The 16808-nt window shown below is 71.9% G+C and carries 19 protein-coding genes; 14 read left to right on the top strand and 5 right to left on the bottom strand.

The genetic code is table 11. The features are described from left to right. Positions 1 to 13: 13 nt before the first annotated feature. Genes CTE05_RS15295 through CTE05_RS15285 form a run of 3 tightly spaced genes read left to right on the top strand, consistent with a single transcriptional unit; the run spans position 14 to position 1808 of the window. A complete protein-coding gene (locus CTE05_RS15295; RefSeq protein WP_146847173.1) occupies positions 14 to 604 on the top strand; it encodes a hypothetical protein in 591 nt (196 codons plus the stop codon). Between the two features lie 47 nt (positions 605 to 651). Next, the gene (locus CTE05_RS15290) at positions 652 to 1242 is read left to right on the top strand and encodes an RICIN domain-containing protein (RefSeq protein WP_146847172.1); all 591 of its coding nucleotides are present in this window, start codon (positions 652 to 654) and stop codon (positions 1240 to 1242) included. Further along, the gene (locus CTE05_RS15285; protein ID WP_146847171.1) at positions 1239 to 1808 is read left to right on the top strand and encodes a hypothetical protein; all 570 of its coding nucleotides are present in this window, start codon (positions 1239 to 1241) and stop codon (positions 1806 to 1808) included. Before CTE05_RS15290 ends, CTE05_RS15285 begins: the two co-directional genes overlap by 4 nt. Positions 1809 to 1814: 6 nt before the next feature. Here the strand turns inward: CTE05_RS15285 and CTE05_RS15280 are convergent, their stop codons facing one another. Together CTE05_RS15280 and CTE05_RS15275 are read right to left on the bottom strand one after the other, a co-directional pair. Further along, positions 1815 to 2621, bottom strand: a complete 807-nt coding sequence (locus tag CTE05_RS15280; RefSeq protein WP_146847170.1) for an SGNH/GDSL hydrolase family protein — start codon at positions 2619 to 2621, stop codon at positions 1815 to 1817. A gap of 13 nt (positions 2622 to 2634) precedes the next feature. After that, positions 2635 to 3312 carry a uracil-DNA glycosylase gene (locus CTE05_RS15275; protein ID WP_246123677.1) on the bottom strand — a complete coding sequence of 226 codons (678 nt, stop codon included), beginning with the start codon at positions 3310 to 3312 and terminating at the stop codon, positions 2635 to 2637. Between the two features lie 167 nt (positions 3313 to 3479). Between CTE05_RS15275 and CTE05_RS15270 the strand changes: the two genes are divergently transcribed. The 3 genes from CTE05_RS15270 (at position 3480) to CTE05_RS15260 (ending at position 4791) form a co-directional block, all read left to right on the top strand. Beyond that, on the top strand, positions 3480 to 3785 hold the full coding sequence (locus tag CTE05_RS15270; RefSeq protein WP_146847168.1) for a DUF3263 domain-containing protein: 306 nt from the start codon (positions 3480 to 3482) through the stop codon (positions 3783 to 3785). 108 nt (positions 3786 to 3893) lie between these two features. Further along, positions 3894 to 4487: a LytR C-terminal domain-containing protein gene (locus CTE05_RS15265; protein WP_146847167.1), complete on the top strand. Its 594-nt coding sequence runs from the start codon at positions 3894 to 3896 to the stop codon at positions 4485 to 4487. A 100-nt stretch (positions 4488 to 4587) separates the two neighbouring features. Further along, a complete protein-coding gene (locus CTE05_RS15260; RefSeq protein ID WP_146847166.1) occupies positions 4588 to 4791 on the top strand; it encodes a cold-shock protein in 204 nt (67 codons plus the stop codon). A 51-nt stretch (positions 4792 to 4842) separates the two neighbouring features. On the opposite strand, the gene CTE05_RS15255 is transcribed toward CTE05_RS15260, so the two are convergent. After that, entirely contained in the window at positions 4843 to 6333 is a 1491-nt protein-coding gene (locus tag CTE05_RS15255) for a glycoside hydrolase family 15 protein (RefSeq protein WP_146847165.1), read from the bottom strand. Between the two features lie 287 nt (positions 6334 to 6620). Here CTE05_RS15255 and groL point away from each other — a divergent pair, with 287 nt between their 5' ends. Continuing rightward, the gene (gene groL, locus CTE05_RS15250) at positions 6621 to 8246 is read left to right on the top strand and encodes a chaperonin GroEL (protein ID WP_146847164.1); all 1626 of its coding nucleotides are present in this window, start codon (positions 6621 to 6623) and stop codon (positions 8244 to 8246) included. A gap of 161 nt (positions 8247 to 8407) precedes the next feature. Here groL and CTE05_RS15245 read toward each other — a convergent pair whose 3' ends face one another. Next, positions 8408 to 9634: a pyridoxal phosphate-dependent aminotransferase gene (locus CTE05_RS15245; RefSeq protein WP_146847163.1), complete on the bottom strand. Its 1227-nt coding sequence runs from the start codon at positions 9632 to 9634 to the stop codon at positions 8408 to 8410. 213 nt (positions 9635 to 9847) lie between these two features. Here CTE05_RS15245 and urtA point away from each other — a divergent pair, with 213 nt between their 5' ends. The 6 genes from urtA (at position 9848) to CTE05_RS15215 (ending at position 15428) form a co-directional block, all read left to right on the top strand. Beyond that, a complete protein-coding gene (urtA, locus tag CTE05_RS15240) occupies positions 9848 to 11107 on the top strand; it encodes an urea ABC transporter substrate-binding protein (RefSeq protein WP_146847162.1) in 1260 nt (419 codons plus the stop codon). A 69-nt stretch (positions 11108 to 11176) separates the two neighbouring features. After that, positions 11177 to 12061 carry an urea ABC transporter permease subunit UrtB gene (gene urtB / locus CTE05_RS15235; protein ID WP_146847161.1) on the top strand — a complete coding sequence of 295 codons (885 nt, stop codon included), beginning with the start codon at positions 11177 to 11179 and terminating at the stop codon, positions 12059 to 12061. Beyond that, positions 12058 to 13149 (top strand): urea ABC transporter permease subunit UrtC, encoded by a 1092-nt coding sequence (gene urtC / locus CTE05_RS15230; protein WP_146847160.1) that lies wholly within the window; start codon positions 12058 to 12060, stop codon positions 13147 to 13149. The genes urtB and urtC overlap by 4 nt, the downstream gene beginning before the upstream one ends. Beyond that, the gene (urtD, locus tag CTE05_RS15225; RefSeq protein ID WP_222595496.1) at positions 13146 to 14006 is read left to right on the top strand and encodes an urea ABC transporter ATP-binding protein UrtD; all 861 of its coding nucleotides are present in this window, start codon (positions 13146 to 13148) and stop codon (positions 14004 to 14006) included. The genes urtC and urtD overlap by 4 nt, the downstream gene beginning before the upstream one ends. Then, positions 14006 to 14698, top strand: a complete 693-nt coding sequence (gene urtE, locus CTE05_RS15220) for an urea ABC transporter ATP-binding subunit UrtE (protein WP_146847159.1) — start codon at positions 14006 to 14008, stop codon at positions 14696 to 14698. The genes urtD and urtE overlap by 1 nt, the downstream gene beginning before the upstream one ends. A gap of 25 nt (positions 14699 to 14723) precedes the next feature. Further along, entirely contained in the window at positions 14724 to 15428 is a 705-nt protein-coding gene (locus CTE05_RS15215) for a GntR family transcriptional regulator (RefSeq protein WP_146847158.1), read from the top strand. A 29-nt stretch (positions 15429 to 15457) separates the two neighbouring features. On the opposite strand, the gene CTE05_RS15210 is transcribed toward CTE05_RS15215, so the two are convergent. Further along, on the bottom strand, positions 15458 to 16033 hold the full coding sequence (locus CTE05_RS15210) for a hypothetical protein (protein ID WP_146847157.1): 576 nt from the start codon (positions 16031 to 16033) through the stop codon (positions 15458 to 15460). A gap of 86 nt (positions 16034 to 16119) precedes the next feature. Between CTE05_RS15210 and CTE05_RS15205 the strand changes: the two genes are divergently transcribed. Next, complete coding sequence (locus CTE05_RS15205) at positions 16120 to 16719, top strand: TetR/AcrR family transcriptional regulator (protein WP_146847156.1); 600 nt, start codon at positions 16120 to 16122, stop codon at positions 16717 to 16719. The last annotated feature ends 89 nt before the right edge of the window (positions 16720 to 16808 follow it).

Genomic DNA, 16808 nt, shown 5'->3' with positions numbered 1-16808 from the left:
AAGGACCGACATCATGGACACCACCACCGAGGGTGCCGCGGCACCCCCCACGAACCGTCGTCGCCGCCGCAAGGGAGTCGCGGTCCGCTTCGGCCTGGCCGGTCTCGCGCTGCTCGGCATCGGCGCGGCCGCCACCTCGGCCAACTGGACCAACGACGCCTGGTTCAACGCGAGCTCGAGCAGCGCGAGCGTCCTGCTCGACGGCTCGGCCGCCTCGGCGACGGGGCCGTGGTCGGCCGCGGACACCGACGCGACGGGCATCACGTTCGCGGGCACCACGTTCTCCCTGCTGGTCCCCGGCCAGACGCGCACGGCCACGTACTGGGTCAAGAACAGCAGCTCCACGTGCCTGAACGTCCCCGCGCCGACGATCACGAAGGCCGAGCCGCTGGCGGGCGTGGGCGCGAACGACGCCAGCGTGACGCTGTCGACGAGCGCGATCGGGAACATGGCCGCCGGCGCCGTCCAGGCCGTCACCGTCACCGTGACGACCCCGACCACCTGGTCGACGACCCACCAGAACCAGACGTCGGCCACCGCGTTGAAGATCGCCTACACCGGTACGACCGTCGCCGCGTCCACCAGCACGGGCGCCTGCGCGTGACCGGTCCCGGCCCGACCCAGCACAGCGCACGTCGTGGACGTCGCGCTGTGCTGCTCCTCGCCCTGGTGGCGATGGTCGGGCTGGTCCAGGCGGTCGGGACGACGACCGCGGCGTGGACCAACGACGCCCGGGCCGCGGCGTCCTCCTCGGGCATCATGTCGGGAGAGGAGTTCCAGGCCCGCGGCCCGGGCGACAAGTGCCTCGACATCGAGAGCCGGCAGAACGCGAACAACACGTCCATCCGGCTCTACTCGTGCAACAACACGCCGGCGCAGAAGTGGTGGCTCACGACGGCCGGACGCATCGAGGCCTTCCGCGAGGACCCGGGCGACAACGGCGTCACGGGCGTCCGCTGCATGCAGACGTCGGGCAACACCAACGGCGCGACCGTCTACCTGATGGCCTGCCCCGGGAACATGACCGGGAACTTCCGGTGGCGGTTCGTCGCCAACGCCGACGGCACGGTGCAGATCCGCAACCAGCAGGGGACCAACCCGGCGACCGGCGACCGGTGCCTGAGCTGGCAGACGCCGCCGCCCGGCACCGACCCCACCCCGCTCACGATGCGCGCCTGCGGCGCCTCCGGCTACGGCAGCTCGTGGCGGATCGAGCCCTACGGCACCCCACCGTTCCCGTGATCGGCGCCCTGACCCTCGGCCGTGCTCGCCGAACGTCCCTGGTCGTCGCCGTGGCGGCCGCATCGATGCTGGCCGTCACCGCCGGGACGTCCGCGATCGGTGCGACGTCCGCCGCGTGGACCAACGGCGCCCGGGCTGCCGCGGCCGCATCGAGCGGGACCTGGTCGGCCGCGGGTGTCGGCTGCGTGGTCACCGACTCAGCCGGCAACCCGATCCCCGGGCCGACGTGCCAGGTGGCCTTCGGACCCGACACCGACGGCAGCGCCGACTGGAACATCAAGGCGACCGTCTCCACGTCGAGCACCACCCCCGTGTACTGGAAGCTGACGATCGACTTCGCCGCAGCCCCCTTCGCACCGGCGGTGAAGCGGGTCGGGGAGTACTCGGGCGGCGCGGTGATCGCTCCGCTGCCCCCGGGCTTCTGCTCGGCGTCCACCCGCGTGGTGACGTTCACCGGCCGGGCCGACTGGGGCAAGGCCACGATCAGTGCGGGCAACCCGGTGGTGCTCGACTTCGTCGGCAGCAACACCGGAAGCTCCGGCAACCTCGTCTACAGCTGCCCCTGACGCCAGCTACTCCACGGGCGACAGCTCGGGGCGCTTGGGAGCCCGGTCGTCTCCCGACGAGGTCCCGCGCAGCCGCCGCGTCGCCCACGGGTACAGGTGCTCGCGCACCCAGGCGGCGTCCTCGCGGGCCTTCTGCATCCGGGGGGTGGGCGGCAGCGGCGTGAGCGGGTCGTCCCAGGCGGGGTCGTCCGGGGTCAGGCCGAGCCCGACGAGGGCGCCCTGGGCCACCCGGGCGTGCCCGTCGGTGGTCAGGTGGATGCGGTCCTCGGCCCACATCCGCCAGTCGCGCAGCGAGCGCATGCCCCACAGGTCCACGACATAGGCGCCGTGCCGACGGGCCATGGACCAGATGAGCGCGTTGTAGATCCCGACGCGGCTGCGGGTGGCCCGGACCAGGGGGCTGTCGGCGGCGTCCACGCCCGTGCCGAGCAGCACGTCGACCCCCGCCTTGCGCAGCCGGAGGACGCCGGCCTCCAGGTTGCGCGCCATCCGGTCGACGTCGGCACCGGGCCGGAGCAGGTCGTTGCCGCCGCCGACGAGGCTCACCAGGTCGGGCTTCAGTGCGAGCGCCGCGGGGACCTGCTCGACGAGGATCGGGCGCAGCAGCCGTCCCCGGATCGCGAGGTTCGCGTACTCCAGCGGCGGCTCGCCCGCGGCGCTGCGGCGCGCGGACAGGTGCGAGGCCAGCAGGTCGGCCCAGCCGCGCTGCGCGGCCTCGCGGCCGTCGGGGTCGTCCCACAGACCCTCGGTGAACGAGTCGCCGATGGCGACGTAGCGGGACCAGCGGGGGATCTCTTCAGGCACGTCGGACATCCTGCCCGCTCGCTCAGGGGAGGGACCAGTCGACCGGCTGTGCGCCCTGTGCCACCAGGAGCTCGTTCACGCGCGAGAACGGCCGGGAGCCGAAGAAGCCGCGGCTCGCGGACAGCGGGCTCGGGTGCACGCTCTCGACCGTCGGCACGCTCCCGAGGGCCGGCTTCAGCGACTGCGCGTCCCGGCCCCAGAGCACGGCGACCAAGGGCCCACCGCGCTCGACGAGGGCCGCGATCGCGCGGTCGGTCACCGCCTCCCAGCCGTGCCGACGGTGGGACGCCGGGGCGCCCGGCCGGACGGTCAGCACCCTGTTCAGGAGCATCACGCCCTGGTCGGCCCACGGGGACAGGTCCCCGGTGCGCGGGGGCGCGACGCCCACGTCGGCCACGAGCTCCGTGAAGATGTTGGTCAGCGACCGGGGCAGCGGCCGGACGTCGGGCTGCACGGAGAACGAGAGCCCCATGGGGTGCCCGGGCGTGGGGTACGGGTCCTGTCCGACGACGAGCACGCGCACCTCGGCGAGCGGACGCCGGAACGCCCGTAGGACCGCGTCGCCCGCCGGCAGGTAGCTGCGCCCGGCGGCCACCTCGTCGCGCAGGAACTGGCCCGCGGCACGCAGCTGCGGCTCGACGGGTGCGAGCGCGACGGCCCAGTCGGGGGCGACGAGCTGGTCCAGAGGGGTGACTGTCACGCCGGTGAGGGTACCGACCGGCGCGTCCGACGCGCCCGGTGCGGCACACGGGGGACGACGCGCCGGGCGGAATGACACGCGTGTCATTACGGTCGTACGATGACCGAGGTCGTCGGCAGTCCACCGCCGCGGCTGTTCTGCAGGGGACGAGAGCACAGGAGGAACGCATGGACGCCGCGACGATCGCCATCGGATCGCTCGAGCACACCCAGGGCTCCTCCTCCACCGGTCTGTCCGAGCGCGACGAGCAGGTCCTGGCGTTCGAGCGGCAGTGGTGGAAGTACGCGGGCGCCAAGGAGTCGGCCATCCGCGAGCTGTTCGACATGTCGGCCACGCGGTACTACCAGGTGCTCAACGCCCTCATCGACGACCCGGCTGCCCTCGCCCACGACCCGATGCTCATCAAGCGGCTGCGCCGGATGCGTTCCTCCCGGCAGCGCGCACGCACGGCCCGCCGGCTCGGGGACGCCTGATCCGCCCCGGTGTGGGTGGTCCCCGAGACGCGTCTCCGCACGTGACACGGCACACGTCGTGCCTCAGGTGGACCCGTCCGCACGACCTGAGCCGTTAGCCTGTCCGGCGTGAGCAAGGCGGAGTACTCCTACCCCGAGGACGAGTTCGACGTCCCGTCGAACCCCGACGTCCCCCGCGGGGTGCATCGCGCACCCCGGTCGGTGTGGAGCCGGTGGTGGAAGTTCCTGGTCGTCCTGGCCCTGCTCCCGGTCCTCGCGTTCACTCTGGTGAACCTCGCGGCACAGGACGGCAACCTCCCGTCCCTCCCGGGCACGTCGAGCTCGCCGGACGCGGAGGACGAGGCGCCGACCGACACCGAGACCGAGGGCGAGGCCCCGACGGACACGGAGACGACGCCCGTCGAGGAGGAGCCCGCCGCGCCGGCCCCCGTGATGGAGACGCCGGTCATGGTGCTCAACGCGGCGAGCATCGGTGGCCTCGCCGCCGCCCAGGCGGAGAAGCTCACGGCTGCGGGCTTCACGAGCGTCGACACGGGCAACGCGGACCCGACCGAGGACGTGTCGACCGTGTTCTACACGTCGGAGGATCTCAAGCCCACCGCGGACCTCGTCGCGCAGACCCTCGGCCTGACCACGGTCACCCTGCAGGCCGCCGACGAGCCCGGGATCACGGTGCTCCTGGTCAGCGATCCCGAGGCCTGACGGACCCCTATCGGCCCTGGTCGGAGCCCGAACGCGGACACTAGGCTCTCGCGCACCGGGCGCCGGCGGAGCGCTCGGCACCGGACGTCGAGGAGTGCGCATGGCTCAGGGCATCGTGAAGTGGTTCAACGCGGAGAAGGGGTACGGCTTCATCACCCCGGTCGGGGGAGGCCAGGACCTCTTCGTGCATTTCAGCGCCATCCAGTCGGACGGCTACCGGTCCCTCGACGAAGGCCAGGACGTCGAGTTCGAGATCGGTCAGGGCACCAAGGGGCCGCAGGCCGAGCAGGTCCGCGCCCTCTGACCTCGTCCGTGCGGGCCGTGCACCTCCCGAGGTGCGCGGCCCGTCGGCGTGTCACGGCTCCAGCGCGTCGAGCGCGAGCAGCACGCACGCTGCGCTCCAGCCGAGCGGCGCCACGGCGGCCGGCGATCCGTCGGCGAGGACCTTCTCCGGCAGCGACCCCGACGGGGTGCGGTGCGTGTCGAGGAACGCGAGCCACCCGTCGGCGAGCTCGGTGTCGCCGTTCTCGGCGGCCACCCACGCGTAGAGCGAGGTCTGCGGCGTCCACGAGACGCCGTCGTCGCGCCAACCGGCACCGGGGGCGAGCCCGTTCGCCGGCCGCACCATGGCCGTCGCCGACGCCCGCCACGCCTTCTCCACGCCGGGGACGGCGCTGGTCAGGAACGGCGGGAGCAGGAACGCGCTGGCGGCGTCGGCGTGACCCCCGTCGAGGTGCCGCGCGAACCCGGTGGCGCCGAACCCGCGGATCACGGCGACCTTGGACCGGATCGAGGCGTCGAACGCCGACCGCGCCAGGGCGTCGTCGTCGGCGAGCTCCAGGACGACCGCCGCCTGCTGCAGCCCGGCGACCAGGGGTGCGACCGTGCCCAGCGTCAGCGTGTCCTCCGGCACCTCCCAGTAGTCGGGCGACGCCGGGGGCAGCCCGTCGTGCGCGACGAGCGAGATCGCGTGCCGCGCGGACCTCTGCACCAGCGGCAGGAGCTCCGCCGCCGCGTCCGCGCGCTGCGAGGGGTCGGTGATCTCGGCGAGGACGAGCCCGGACGCCCACATCACCCAGCCCGTGCCGTCGGTCTGCACGCCGCGGTCGTCCGGCGGCCCGGAGCCGTCGGGCAGGTACCGCGCCTGGAAGGAGCCGTCGGGGGACTGGACCCGGTCGAGGAAGCCGAGGATCTCGAGGGCGTCGTCGACGTGCCCGGTGCGCGCGAGGGCGACGGCGACGAACGACGCGTCACGCGGCCACACGTATCTCCACTTCTCCGACCAGGCCGCCACCGCGGCGCCGTCGGGGAGCTGGAGCGCGTGCAGGTCGAGCAGCGCGGCGCGCGCCATGTCCTCGTACGGTCCGCCGGTGCCGGGGACCGTGCCGGTGGCGAGCCACGCGCGCTGCCGTTCGGCCACGGACGCGGCGGCGCTCACGGTCGCGCCGTGCTCGTCCGTGGCCGCCCCGGCGACGTCGCGCGCGAGCCTGGCTGCCGCCGGGTCGAGGACGTGCGTGCCGGTCAGGAACGTGGCGTCGGTGCCGACCGCGAGCGGGACCCGCCGGCCGCCGGGCAGGGTGGTGAGGCCTTCGAGGTACAGCGGGATGGTCGCGTACTCGGCGGCGGACGGCTCCGGGACGACGACCGTCGCGGACAGGGTGTCGGTCGCCAGCGCCCCCGCCGGTGCGGTCACGACGAGCAGCGTCGTCCCGGCCGCCACGAACGCGGTGGCGACGAGCCCGCCCGTCCGGCGGCGGCGGTGCGCGGGGCTGCGTCGGTGCGCGCGCGGGACCACGGCCGCGGCGTGCCTGCCGTGGCTCTCGACGTCCTCGTCGTGATCGCGCACACGCGCACGATAGTGGGGCCGCACCCCGGCCCGGGCCCGATCACCTGCGCAGGAGGGCCTCCGACGTGCTCGGACCCGGGCCCGCGGGCACGCGCTCTGGGCGAACGCTGCTTGCACTCTCGGGGGTCGAGTGCTAACCATTGACTTAGCACTCTCCGGTGGAGAGTGACAGAACCACCACGGCCGTCCGGTGAGGGCCGTCGCACGCGGGACAAGACCGCGGGTGACGTGCTCGTCCGTCGCGGGCACCCTCGGCCGACCCGAACCCAGTGAAGGATCACAGCCCCATGGCCAAGATCATTGCCTTCAACGAGGAGGCCCGCCGCGGCATCGAGCGGGGACTCAACATCCTCGCCGACACCGTCAAGGTCACCCTCGGCCCGAAGGGCCGCAACGTCGTCCTGGACAAGAAGTGGGGCGCCCCCACGATCACCAACGACGGCGTCTCCATCGCCAAGGAGATCGACCTCGAGGACCCCTTCGAGAAGATCGGTGCGGAGCTCGTCAAGGAGGTCGCCAAGAAGACGGACGACGTCGCGGGCGACGGCACCACCACCGCCACCGTGCTCGCCCAGGCGCTCGTGCGCGAAGGCCTGCGCAACGTCGCGGCCGGCGCCAACCCGATCGCGCTGAAGAAGGGCATCGAGAAGGCCGTCGAGGCCGTCACCGCTGCTCTGCTCGCGCAGGCGAAGGACGTCGAGACCAAGGAGGAGATCGCCGCCACGGCCGCCATCTCCGCCGGCGACCAGGCGATCGGCGACCTGATCGCCGAGGCGCTCGACAAGGTCGGCAAGGAAGGCGTCATCACCGTCGAGGAGTCCAGCGCGCTGGGCCTCGAGCTGGAGCTCACCGAGGGCATGCGCTTCGACAAGGGCTTCCTGTCGGCGTACTTCGTGACCGACCCGGAGCGTCAGGAGGCCGTCCTCGAGGACGCGTACGTCCTGCTCGTCGAGTCCAAGATCTCGAACGTCAAGGACCTGCTGCCGCTGCTGGAGAAGGTCATCCAGGCCGGCAAGCCGCTGTTCATCGTCGCCGAGGACGTCGAGGGCGAGGCCCTGGCCACGCTCGTCGTCAACAAGATCCGTGGCCTGTTCAAGTCGGTCGCCGTCAAGGCCCCCGGCTTCGGCGACCGCCGCAAGGCGATGCTGCAGGACATGGCCATCCTCACCGGTGGTCAGGTCGTCTCCGAGACCGTCGGTCTCAAGCTCGACACGGTGGGCCTCGAGGTCCTCGGTACGGCGCGCAAGATCGTCGTCACCAAGGACGAGACCACGATCGTCGAGGGCTCCGGCGACGCCGCCCAGATCCAGGGCCGCGTCTCGCAGATCCGCGCCGAGATCGACAACTCCGACTCGGACTACGACCGCGAGAAGCTCCAGGAGCGCCTCGCCAAGCTCGCCGGCGGCGTCGCCGTCATCAAGGCGGGCGCGGCCACCGAGGTCGAGCTCAAGGAGCGCAAGCACCGCATCGAGGACGCCGTGCGCAACGCCAAGGCGGCCGTCGAGGAGGGCATCGTCGCCGGTGGTGGCGTGGCTCTCATCCAGGCCGGCAAGACCGCGTTCGAGGGCCTCAAGCTCGAGGGCGACGAGGCGACCGGTGCCGCGATCGTGAAGCTCGCGATCGAGGCTCCCCTCAAGCAGATCGCGATCAACGCCGGTCTCGAGGGTGGCGTCGTCGCGGAGAAGGTGCGCAACCTCCCCGTGGGTCACGGCCTCAACGCCGCGACCAACACGTACGAGGACCTGCTCGCCGCGGGCGTCAACGACCCGGTGAAGGTCACGCGCTCCGCCCTGCAGAACGCGGCGTCCATCGCTGCGCTGTTCCTCACCACCGAGGCCGTCGTGGCCGACAAGCCGGAGAAGTCGGCCCCCGCCGGCCCCGGCGGTGGCGAGGACTTCGGCGGCGGGTTCTGATCCCGCGCTGAACCACACGGACGGGCCGGTCACCTTCGGGTGACCGGCCCGTTCGCTGTCCCCGGCCGCCCCGCTGCTCGCGAGGTCGGCACTTTCCGACGAGAGCGTGAGCTCCGACTGCCGCTCTCGTCGCGAGCTGCCGCCCTCGACCGGCGGTCGGGCTACTGGCGGTAGCTCGACAGGAAGTTGCCCATGCGTTCCACCGCTTCCGCCAGGACCCGTGCCTCCGGGAGCGTGACGATGCGCAGGTGGTCCGGCTTCGGCCAGTTGAAGCCCGTGCCCTGGACGAGCAGGATGTGCTCGCTGACCAGCAGGTCGTAGACGAGGCGGGCGTCGTCGCGGATCTCGTGCACCTCCGGGTCGAGCCGGGGGAACAGGTAGAGGGCGCCGTCGGGGCGGACGCAGTCCACGCCGGGGATCGAGGTCAGCCCGCGGTAGGCGACGTCGCGCTGCTCGTGCAGCCGACCGCCGGGGGCGATCAGCGCCTCGATGCTCTGGATGCCGCCGAGGGCGGCCTGGACCGCGTGCTGGGCCGGGACGTTGGGGCACAGGCGGGTCGACGCGAGCAGGGTGATGCCCTCGAGGAACCCGGTCGCGTGCTCGCGGGGGCCGGTGACGACCATCCACCCCGACCGGTAGCCGGCCACGCGGTACGTCTTGGACAGGCCGTTGAACGTCAGGCACAGCAGGTCCGGCGCGACGGAGGCGAGAGGGATGTGCTGCGCGCCGTCGAACAGGATGCGGTCGTAGATCTCGTCGGCGAGCAGCAGGAGGCTGTGCTCGCGGGCGATCGCGGCGATGCCCTCCAGGACGGTGCGTGAGTAGACCGCGCCGGTGGGGTTGTTCGGGTTGATGACGACGATCGCCTTGGTGCGGGGGGTCACGAGCGAGCGGAGGTGCTCCAGGTCGGGCTCCCAGCCCGCGGCCTCGTCGCAGCGGTAGTGCACCGGGACGCCGTCGGACAGGGACGTCATCGCGGTCCAGAGCGGGTAGTCCGGCGACGGGATGAGCACCTCGTCGCCCTCGTCGAGGAGCGCCTGCATGACCATGGTGATGAGTTCCGAGACGCCGTTGCCCAGGTAGACGTCGTCGACGTCGATCTCGGGGAAGCCGGGCTCCGTCTCGTACCGCGTGACCACCGCGCGACGGGCGCTCAGGATCCCGCGGGAGTCGGTGTACCCGTGCGCGTGCGGGATCGCGGCGATGACGTCGCGGACGATCTGGTGGGGCGCCTCGAACCCGAACGCCGCGGGGTTGCCGGTGTTGAGCCGCAGGATCGTGTGGCCCTCGGCCTCCAGGCGGACGACCTCGTCCAGGGCGGACCCGCGGATCTCGTAGAGCACGTTCTTGAGCTTCGACGACTGGTCGAGGGGACGGTGCTGCGGCATCTGTCGAGGGTATCCGCCGCTGTGACGCAACCGGGACCGGCCCGAAACAGACCGTTTACGCGGACCGGTCGTTGCCCGAAACACCCCGTCCCTAGGTTCATCACCCATGGGCACAGGGATGTATACAGCGCGGGACACAGCGCGGTGTCGTTCGCTTTCCCGGCCCCTGTCCGGATCCGCCCCACAGCTCGTCCCCAGCGAAAGGCCTCTCCGTTGACCAGATTCAGTACGCGCGCTCTCGCCCTCCCGGCGGCCGCCCTGGCCGTCGCCCTCGGTGTCGCGGGATGTGGCGCCCGCACCTCCGACGACCCGGCGGACGCCGGCACGGCAGCGTCGGCCTCGTGCGTCGACACGTCCGGCGACACCGTCAAGATCGGCTTCCTCAACTCGCTGTCCGGCACCATGGCCATCTCCGAGCAGACGGTCCGGGACTCCCTCGACCTGGCCGCCGAGGAGATCAACGCCGACGGCGGGGTCCTGGGCAAGCAGCTCGAGATCGTCGCGGAGGACGGCGCCTCCGAGCCCAGCGTGTTCGCGGAGAAGGCCGAGAAGCTCATCTCGTCCGACTGCGTCGCCGCGGTGTTCGGCGGCTGGACGTCCTCGTCGCGCAAGGCCATGCTCCCCGTCTTCGAGGCCAAGGACTCGCTGCTGTTCTACCCGGTCCAGTACGAGGGCCTGGAGGCGTCGCCGAACATCTTCTACACGGGTGCGACGACCAACCAGCAGATCCTGCCCGGCATGGAGTACCTCAAGGAGCAGGGCAAGTCGAAGATCTTCCTCGTCGGCTCCGACTACGTCTTCCCGCGCACGGCCAACAAGGAGATCGTCGCCTGGGCCGGCGCCAACGACGTCGAGATCGTCGGCGAGGAGTACGCGCCGCTGGGCCACACGGACTTCGCGACGATCGTGAACAAGCTCAAGGGCTCGGGCGCGGACGCGGTGTTCAACACCCTCAACGGTGACTCCAACGTCGCGTTCTTCAAGGAGTACAAGAACGTCGGTCTGGCCGCCGAGACGCTCCCCGTCGTCTCCGTCTCCATCGCGGAGGAGGAGGTCGGTGGCATCGGCATCGACAACATCGTCGGCCAGCTCACCGCCTGGAACTACTACCAGACGGTCGAGAGCCCCGAGAACGAGACGTTCGTCGCGGCCTTCAAGGCCAAGTTCGGCGAGGACCGGGTGACCTCCGACCCGATGGAGGCGGCCTACACGTCGCTCTACCTCTGGAAGGGCATGGTCGAGAAGGCCGAGTCGTTCGAGGTCGCGGCCATCCAGGAGGCGGCGGACGGCGTCACGTTCGAGGCGCCCGAGGGCACCGTCACCGTGAACGGCGACAACCACCACATCGCGAAGACCGCGCTCATCGGCAAGATCGGCCCCGACGGGCTCATCTACACCGAGTGGTCGTCGGACGGTCCCATCGAGCCGGACCCGTTCCTCGAGGGCTACGACTGGGCCGAGGGCCTGTCCTGACCCGCTGGTGACCCGGCGCCTGCTCGCAGGCGCCGGGTCACCTCCCTCTCCACAGGAAGGACGGGCCGGATGGACGCCCTCGTCTCACAGCTCTTCGCGGGCCTCAGCCTGGGGTCGGTGCTGCTGCTCGCGGCGCTCGGCCTGGCGCTGACGTTCGGTCAGATGGGCGTCATCAACATGGCGCACGGCGAGTTCATGATGGCCGGCGCCTACACGGCGTTCGTGGTGCAGGGCGTCATCGCCGACGCGGGCGTCTCCCTGCTGGTCTCGCTGGTCATCGGGTTCCTCGTCGGCGGGCTGCTCGGCCTGCTCCTGGAGGTCACGCTCATCTCCCGCATGTACAAGCGGCCGCTGGACACGCTGCTGGTGACGTTCGGCGTCGCCCTCGTGCTCCAGCAGCTGGCCCGCGACGTGTTCGGCGCCCCCAACGTGGACGTCCGCGCGCCCGCCTGGTTGTCCGGAGCGGTGGACATCCTCGGCGTCGGCATCCCCAAGACCCGGCTGTTCATCCTCGCGCTCGCGCTCCTGTGCGTGCTGGCGCTCTCCCTCCTGCTCAAGCTCACCCCGCTCGGCCGCCGCATCCGCGCCACCGTGCAGAACCGCGACCTCGCCGAGACGTCCGGCATCTCGACGCGGGCCACCGACCGGCTGACGTTCTTCGTCGGGTCCGGCGTGGCGGGTGTCGCGGGAGTGGCCCTCACCCTGCTCGGGTCGATCGGTCCGACGCTGGGCACCAACTACATCGTCGACGCGTTCCTCGTCGTGGTCGTCGGCGGTATCGGGCAGCTCAAGGGTGCGGTGATCGCGGCGTTCGCGCTCGGGCTGCTCCAGGCGGGCTTCGAGTACTCGACGACGGCGAGCATCGCCAAGGTGCTGCTGTTCGTCGTGATCGTCGCGTTCCTGCAGGTCAGGCCGCAGGGTCTCGTCTCGGTGCGGACCCGGAGCCTCGCATGAGCCCCCGGGTCCGGTTCTGGGGCGGGCTCGCGATCGCCGCCGCGCTGCTGTTCGGTGTCGCGCCGGCGCTGCTGTCGGACTTCCGGCTCAACCTGCTGGCCAAGTTCTGCTGCCTCGCCATGGTCGCGGTCGGCATCGGGCTGGCCTGGGGGCGCGGCGGGATGCTCGTGCTCGGGCAGGGCGTGTTCTTCGGCCTCGGCGGCTACATCATGGCGATGCACCTCAAGCTGTCCGACGCCGGTCCCGGCGGGGTGCCCGACTTCATGCTCCTGTACGGCGACGGCACGGTACCCGGCTGGTGGGAGCCGTTCCGGGACCCCGTCGTCACGGTCCTGGCGATCCTCGTCCTGCCGGCCCTCGTCGCCACCCTGCTCGGCCTCGCGGTGTTCAAGCGACGCGTCCGGGGGGCGTACTTCGCGATCCTGTCGCAGGCGCTCGCCGCCGCGTTCGCCATCCTGCTCGTCGGGCAGCAGAAGGTCACCGGCGGCACCAACGGGCTCAACGGGTTCCAGTCGTTCTTCGGGTTCACCCTGTCGGACCCCGTGAACAAGCGGATGCTCTACTTCATCGCGGCGGGCGTGCTGCTGCTCATGGTCCTGACCGTGCGGCTGATCATGGGCTCGCGCTACGGCGAGCTCCTGGTCGCGGTCCGCGACCAGGAGAACCGCGTCCGGTTCCTCGGCTACGACCCGGCCGTCGTCAAGACCGTCGCCTACGCGGTCGCCGCCTGCTTCGCGGCCATCGGCGGGGCGCTGTTCACGCCGGTCGTCGGGATCATCTCGCCGGCCGACGTGGGCGTCGTGCCGTCCATCGCGTTCCTCGTCGGCGTCGCGATCGGCGGGCGGGCCACCCTCCTCGGGCCGGTGCTCGGCGCGATCGGGGTGTCGTGGGCGGAGACGTCCCTGTCGGAGTCGTTCCCGTCGTTCTGGATCTACTTCCAGGGTGCGCTGTTCATCCTCGTCGTCGCGTTCCTGCCGAACGGGCTGGCGACGGTCGGTCGGTTCTTCCGCCGACGACGCGCCGAGCCTGCCGACCCTGTGGCCCCGGAGCCGGAGCCCGCCCTCGAGACCTCCGGGAAAGCCTCATGAGCGAGATGCCCACCACCGCCGCCCCCCTGATCGGCGAGGGGTCGCTGGACCCGGACGCGCTGGAGCAGGTGATCGCCGCCGACGACGCCCGGTTCAAGCACGACTACCTGGAGATCCGCGACCTGCGCGTGGTGTTCGACGGGTTCGTCGCCGTCGCGGGTGTCGACCTGACGGTGACGCAGGGCGACCTGCGGTTCCTCATCGGACCCAACGGCGCCGGCAAGACCACGATCGTCGACGCCATCACGGGGCTGGCGCCCGCGACCGGGTCCATCCGGTTCGGCGGGGTCGAGCTCGTCGGCAAGCCGTCGCACAAGGTCGCACGCGCCGGGGTCGGCCGGACGTTCCAGACGGCCAGCGTGTTCGACGAGCTCACCGTGCTGCAGAACCTCGACATCGCCGCGGGGTCGCGTCGCAAGGCCCGTCTCATGCTGCGGCGGCGCAAGGGGATCCCGGAGGCGGTCGAGGCCGCGCTGGAGACCGTCGGCCTGACGCACGCGCGCGACCTGCCCGCCGGGGTGCTCGCGCACGGGCAGAAGCAGTGGCTGGAGATCGGGATGCTGCTCGTCCAGGACGCCCGGCTGCTGCTGCTCGACGAGCCCGTCGCCGGCATGAGCCAGGCCGAGCGGGAGGAGACCGGGCAGCTGCTCCGACGCATCGGTGCGCAGCGCACGGTCGTGGTCGTCGAGCACGACATGGAGTTCCTGCGCAGCTTCGCCTCGTCGGTGACCGTGCTCCACCAGGGGTCCGTGCTCAGCGAGGGGACGGTCGCGCAGGTGCAGGCCGACCCGAAGGTGGTCGAGGTGTACCTGGGCCGCGGTGCCGGTGCACGGGGCTCTACGAAGGAGGCGTCCTGATGCTGCAGCTCACCGGCGTGCACGTCGGCTACGGCCGGACGTCCGTGGTGCACGGTGTCGACGTCGAGGTGCCCGACGGCGGGGTGACCGCGATCATGGGCCACAACGGCGCCGGCAAGACGACGCTCCTGCGGGCGGCCGTCGGGCTGCTGCCGGTGCGCAGCGGACGCGTGACCCTGCTCGGCGAGGACGTCTCCCGCCTCCGGCCGCACCAGCGGGTGCGGCGTGGTCTGGCCTACGTGCCGCAGGGCCAGCAGTCGTTCGGGCAGCTCACCGCACGGGAGAACCTCCAGCTCGTCGCCGACGGCGCCGGGTCGGCCGGCGCGTCCCGGATGGCCGACGCGCTCGACCTGTTCCCCGCCCTGCGCGAGCTCCTCGGCCGACGCGCAGGTCTCCTGTCCGGTGGCCAGCGCCAGCAGCTCGCGATAGCCCGGGCCCTCCTGACCGGGCCGCGCGTCCTCATCCTCGACGAGCCCACCGAGGGCATCCAGCCGTCCGTGGTGCAGGAGATCGAGGACGCCATCGGGACGCTCAGCGCCGGTGGGCTGTCCGTGCTGCTCGTCGAGCAGCACGTCGGGTTCGCGCTCGGCGCGGCCGGGCAGTACTACGTGCTGGAGTCCGGGCGGGTCACGCGCTCCGGTGCCGGCGGCGCGGACCAGGAGGCCGACGTGCGCGCCGCGATGGCCCTATGAGCACGGGGGTCTACGCTTCGTGACCATGAGCACGGGTGGGACGACCGGGCTGTCCGAGGATCCGCGGTCGCTGCGTGACGTGGTCTATCAGCAGCTGCGCGACGAGATCTTGAACGGCCGCATCTCCCCGCGGGAGCGACTCACCGAACCCAAGCTGGGCAAGCTCTTCGACGTGTCGCGCACCCCCGTCCGGGAGGCCCTGTCGCGGCTCCTGTCCGACGGGCTCGTCGAGCGCACCGACTTCGGGTACGCCGTCGTCGTGCCCAGCCTGGAGGACCTGCGCAACCTCTACGAGCTGCGGATCACCCTCGAGCTGCGCGGGATCGCCCGGGCCATCGAGAACCCGCAGGTCCGGCACGACGAGGAGCTCCTGCGCACGGAGCGGGAGAAGTGGGCCGAGCTCCGTGACGCTCCGCCCGACCCCGACGCGAGCTTCGTGCTCTTCGACGAGGGCTTCCACCAGGTGCTGTCCCGGTCGTCGGGGAACACCCAGCTCACCGGCGCCCTGGTCACCGTGAACCAGAAGATCCGCGCCGTGCGCATGCACGACTTCGTCGAGACCGACCGCATCACCGCGACCATCGACGAGCACCTCGAGATCCTCACCCTGGTCCTCGCCCGCGAGCTGCCGTCGGCCCTGACCGCCCTGCACAAGCACGTGGGGGAGTCGCTCGAGGTCGTCATGCAGCGCGCGACGCAGTCGATGACCCGGATGGCGCTCGCGGGCTGACCTCCGCGGTCGTCGCACCGCCTCGTGGGTCAGCCGGCGACCGCGGCCACGACGCACGCCCCGCCGACGACCAGGTCCAGCCCGATGCACCACAGCGCGAGCGACCGGTTGACGACGGCGTCGCGGCGGAAGTGGATGACGTCCCAGACCACGTGCGTGGCCAGTGCGAGCCCGGCAATCGCGAGCCCGACGCGAGGAGCGAGCAGCAGGGCGACCAGGGCGACGCCCAGGTAGCCGGCGGCGGCGAGCGCCTGGGGAACGGTGAGCCGTGGGCGCAGGACGAGCCCGATGCCGGTGAGGATCACGCCTGAGGTCACGAAGACGATGGTCCGGGGGACGTCCAGGAGCCCGGCGAGCACGACGAGGACCGCGAACGTCCACGCGCCGACCCACCCGACCCACCGCCGCCCGGCGACCGCTGCGGCCAGGTACCCCAGGACGGCGATGCCGATCACCGTCGTCGGCTGCATGCTGGTCAGCCCCTCGCCGTCGCCCGGCAGGATCGCGAGCACGCCGGTGGCAGCCCCGAGGGCGACCCATGCCAGGAGCGCCCAGGTCCGGACGGCAGTCGAGCGGACCGTGACGCGGGCTTCTGTCGTGCTCATGGTGGGCACCCTCCGAGCGAATCGTGAACAAGAGTTCATGAACGGTAGTTCATGTTACTTTCTGGTGTCAACGAACAGGAGAGCCTGTGACCCCCCGACCGCCGCTGGACGTCGACGGCCTGCGCGAGACGCTCCTCGCGCACGCGCGCACGCTGATCGCCCGCGACGGCGTGGACGGGCTGACGATGCGCGCGCTCGCCGCCGAGGCCGGCATGGCGGTCGGCATGTCCTACAAGGCGTTCCCGTCGCGCGAGGAGCTCCTGCGGGAGCTGACCTGGCGCTCGCTCGGCGACCTGGCCCGGGACCTGGACGCGTGGGCGGCGCGGTCGGGGGGCGACCTCGGCGACCGGCTCATGGAGTTCTCCGACCTGCACCTCGCGTCGGACGCGCCCGCGCTCGTCGCCCATCTCGCCCGCTCGCCGCGGGAGGACGGTCCCCTCCAGCTCGCGGTCGACGCCGGCGTCACCCGGTCGTGGGCCGGCGTGATGACGGACTTCCTCGCGGCTCGGCAGCGGGACGGTGACGTGCGCGCCGACGTGGACGTCGCGGCCTTCGGCTTCCTGCTCACCGCCGCGATGCACCACGTCATGGTCGCCGAGGAGCCCTTCCCCGCCCCGGACCGGGCGACGCTCGCGCGCTACGTGGCTGCGGTCGCCGCGCAGCTGACCGCGGACGGGAAGGCGTAACGCACCGTTTACGCGAGCGCGTGGGCCGGGAAACACGGCGTCTCTAGCGTGCCGGATACCGGGGTGTATACATCCCGCGCCGGACGCCC

The sequence above is a fragment of the Cellulomonas terrae genome (assembly GCF_007990265.1).
Taxonomy (GTDB): Bacteria; Actinomycetota; Actinomycetes; order Actinomycetales; family Cellulomonadaceae; genus Cellulomonas; species Cellulomonas terrae.
The sequence above is the reverse complement of the archived record's forward strand: the minus strand, read 5'-3'. Positions and strand labels throughout refer to the sequence as shown.

Bases quoted from the DNA above. Each gene is read 5' to 3' on its own strand.
- CTE05_RS15295 (WP_146847173.1), top strand. From the start codon at position 14: ATGGACACCACCACCGAGGGTGCCGCGGCACCCCCCACGAACCGTCGT.
- CTE05_RS15280 (WP_146847170.1), bottom strand. From the start codon at position 2,621: ATGTCCGACGTGCCTGAAGAGATCCCCCGCTGGTCCCGCTACGTCGCC.
- CTE05_RS15270 (WP_146847168.1), top strand. From the start codon at position 3,480: ATGGACGCCGCGACGATCGCCATCGGATCGCTCGAGCACACCCAGGGC.
- CTE05_RS15260 (WP_146847166.1), top strand. From the start codon at position 4,588: ATGGCTCAGGGCATCGTGAAGTGGTTCAACGCGGAGAAGGGGTACGGC.
- groL (WP_146847164.1), top strand. From the start codon at position 6,621: ATGGCCAAGATCATTGCCTTCAACGAGGAGGCCCGCCGCGGCATCGAG.
- CTE05_RS15245 (WP_146847163.1), bottom strand. From the start codon at position 9,634: ATGCCGCAGCACCGTCCCCTCGACCAGTCGTCGAAGCTCAAGAACGTG.
- urtB (WP_146847161.1), top strand. From the start codon at position 11,177: ATGGACGCCCTCGTCTCACAGCTCTTCGCGGGCCTCAGCCTGGGGTCG.
- urtC (WP_146847160.1), top strand. From the start codon at position 12,058: ATGAGCCCCCGGGTCCGGTTCTGGGGCGGGCTCGCGATCGCCGCCGCG.
- urtD (WP_222595496.1), top strand. From the start codon at position 13,146: ATGAGCGAGATGCCCACCACCGCCGCCCCCCTGATCGGCGAGGGGTCG.
- urtE (WP_146847159.1), top strand. From the start codon at position 14,006: ATGCTGCAGCTCACCGGCGTGCACGTCGGCTACGGCCGGACGTCCGTG.
- CTE05_RS15215 (WP_146847158.1), top strand. From the start codon at position 14,724: ATGAGCACGGGTGGGACGACCGGGCTGTCCGAGGATCCGCGGTCGCTG.
- CTE05_RS15210 (WP_146847157.1), bottom strand. From the start codon at position 16,033: ATGAGCACGACAGAAGCCCGCGTCACGGTCCGCTCGACTGCCGTCCGG.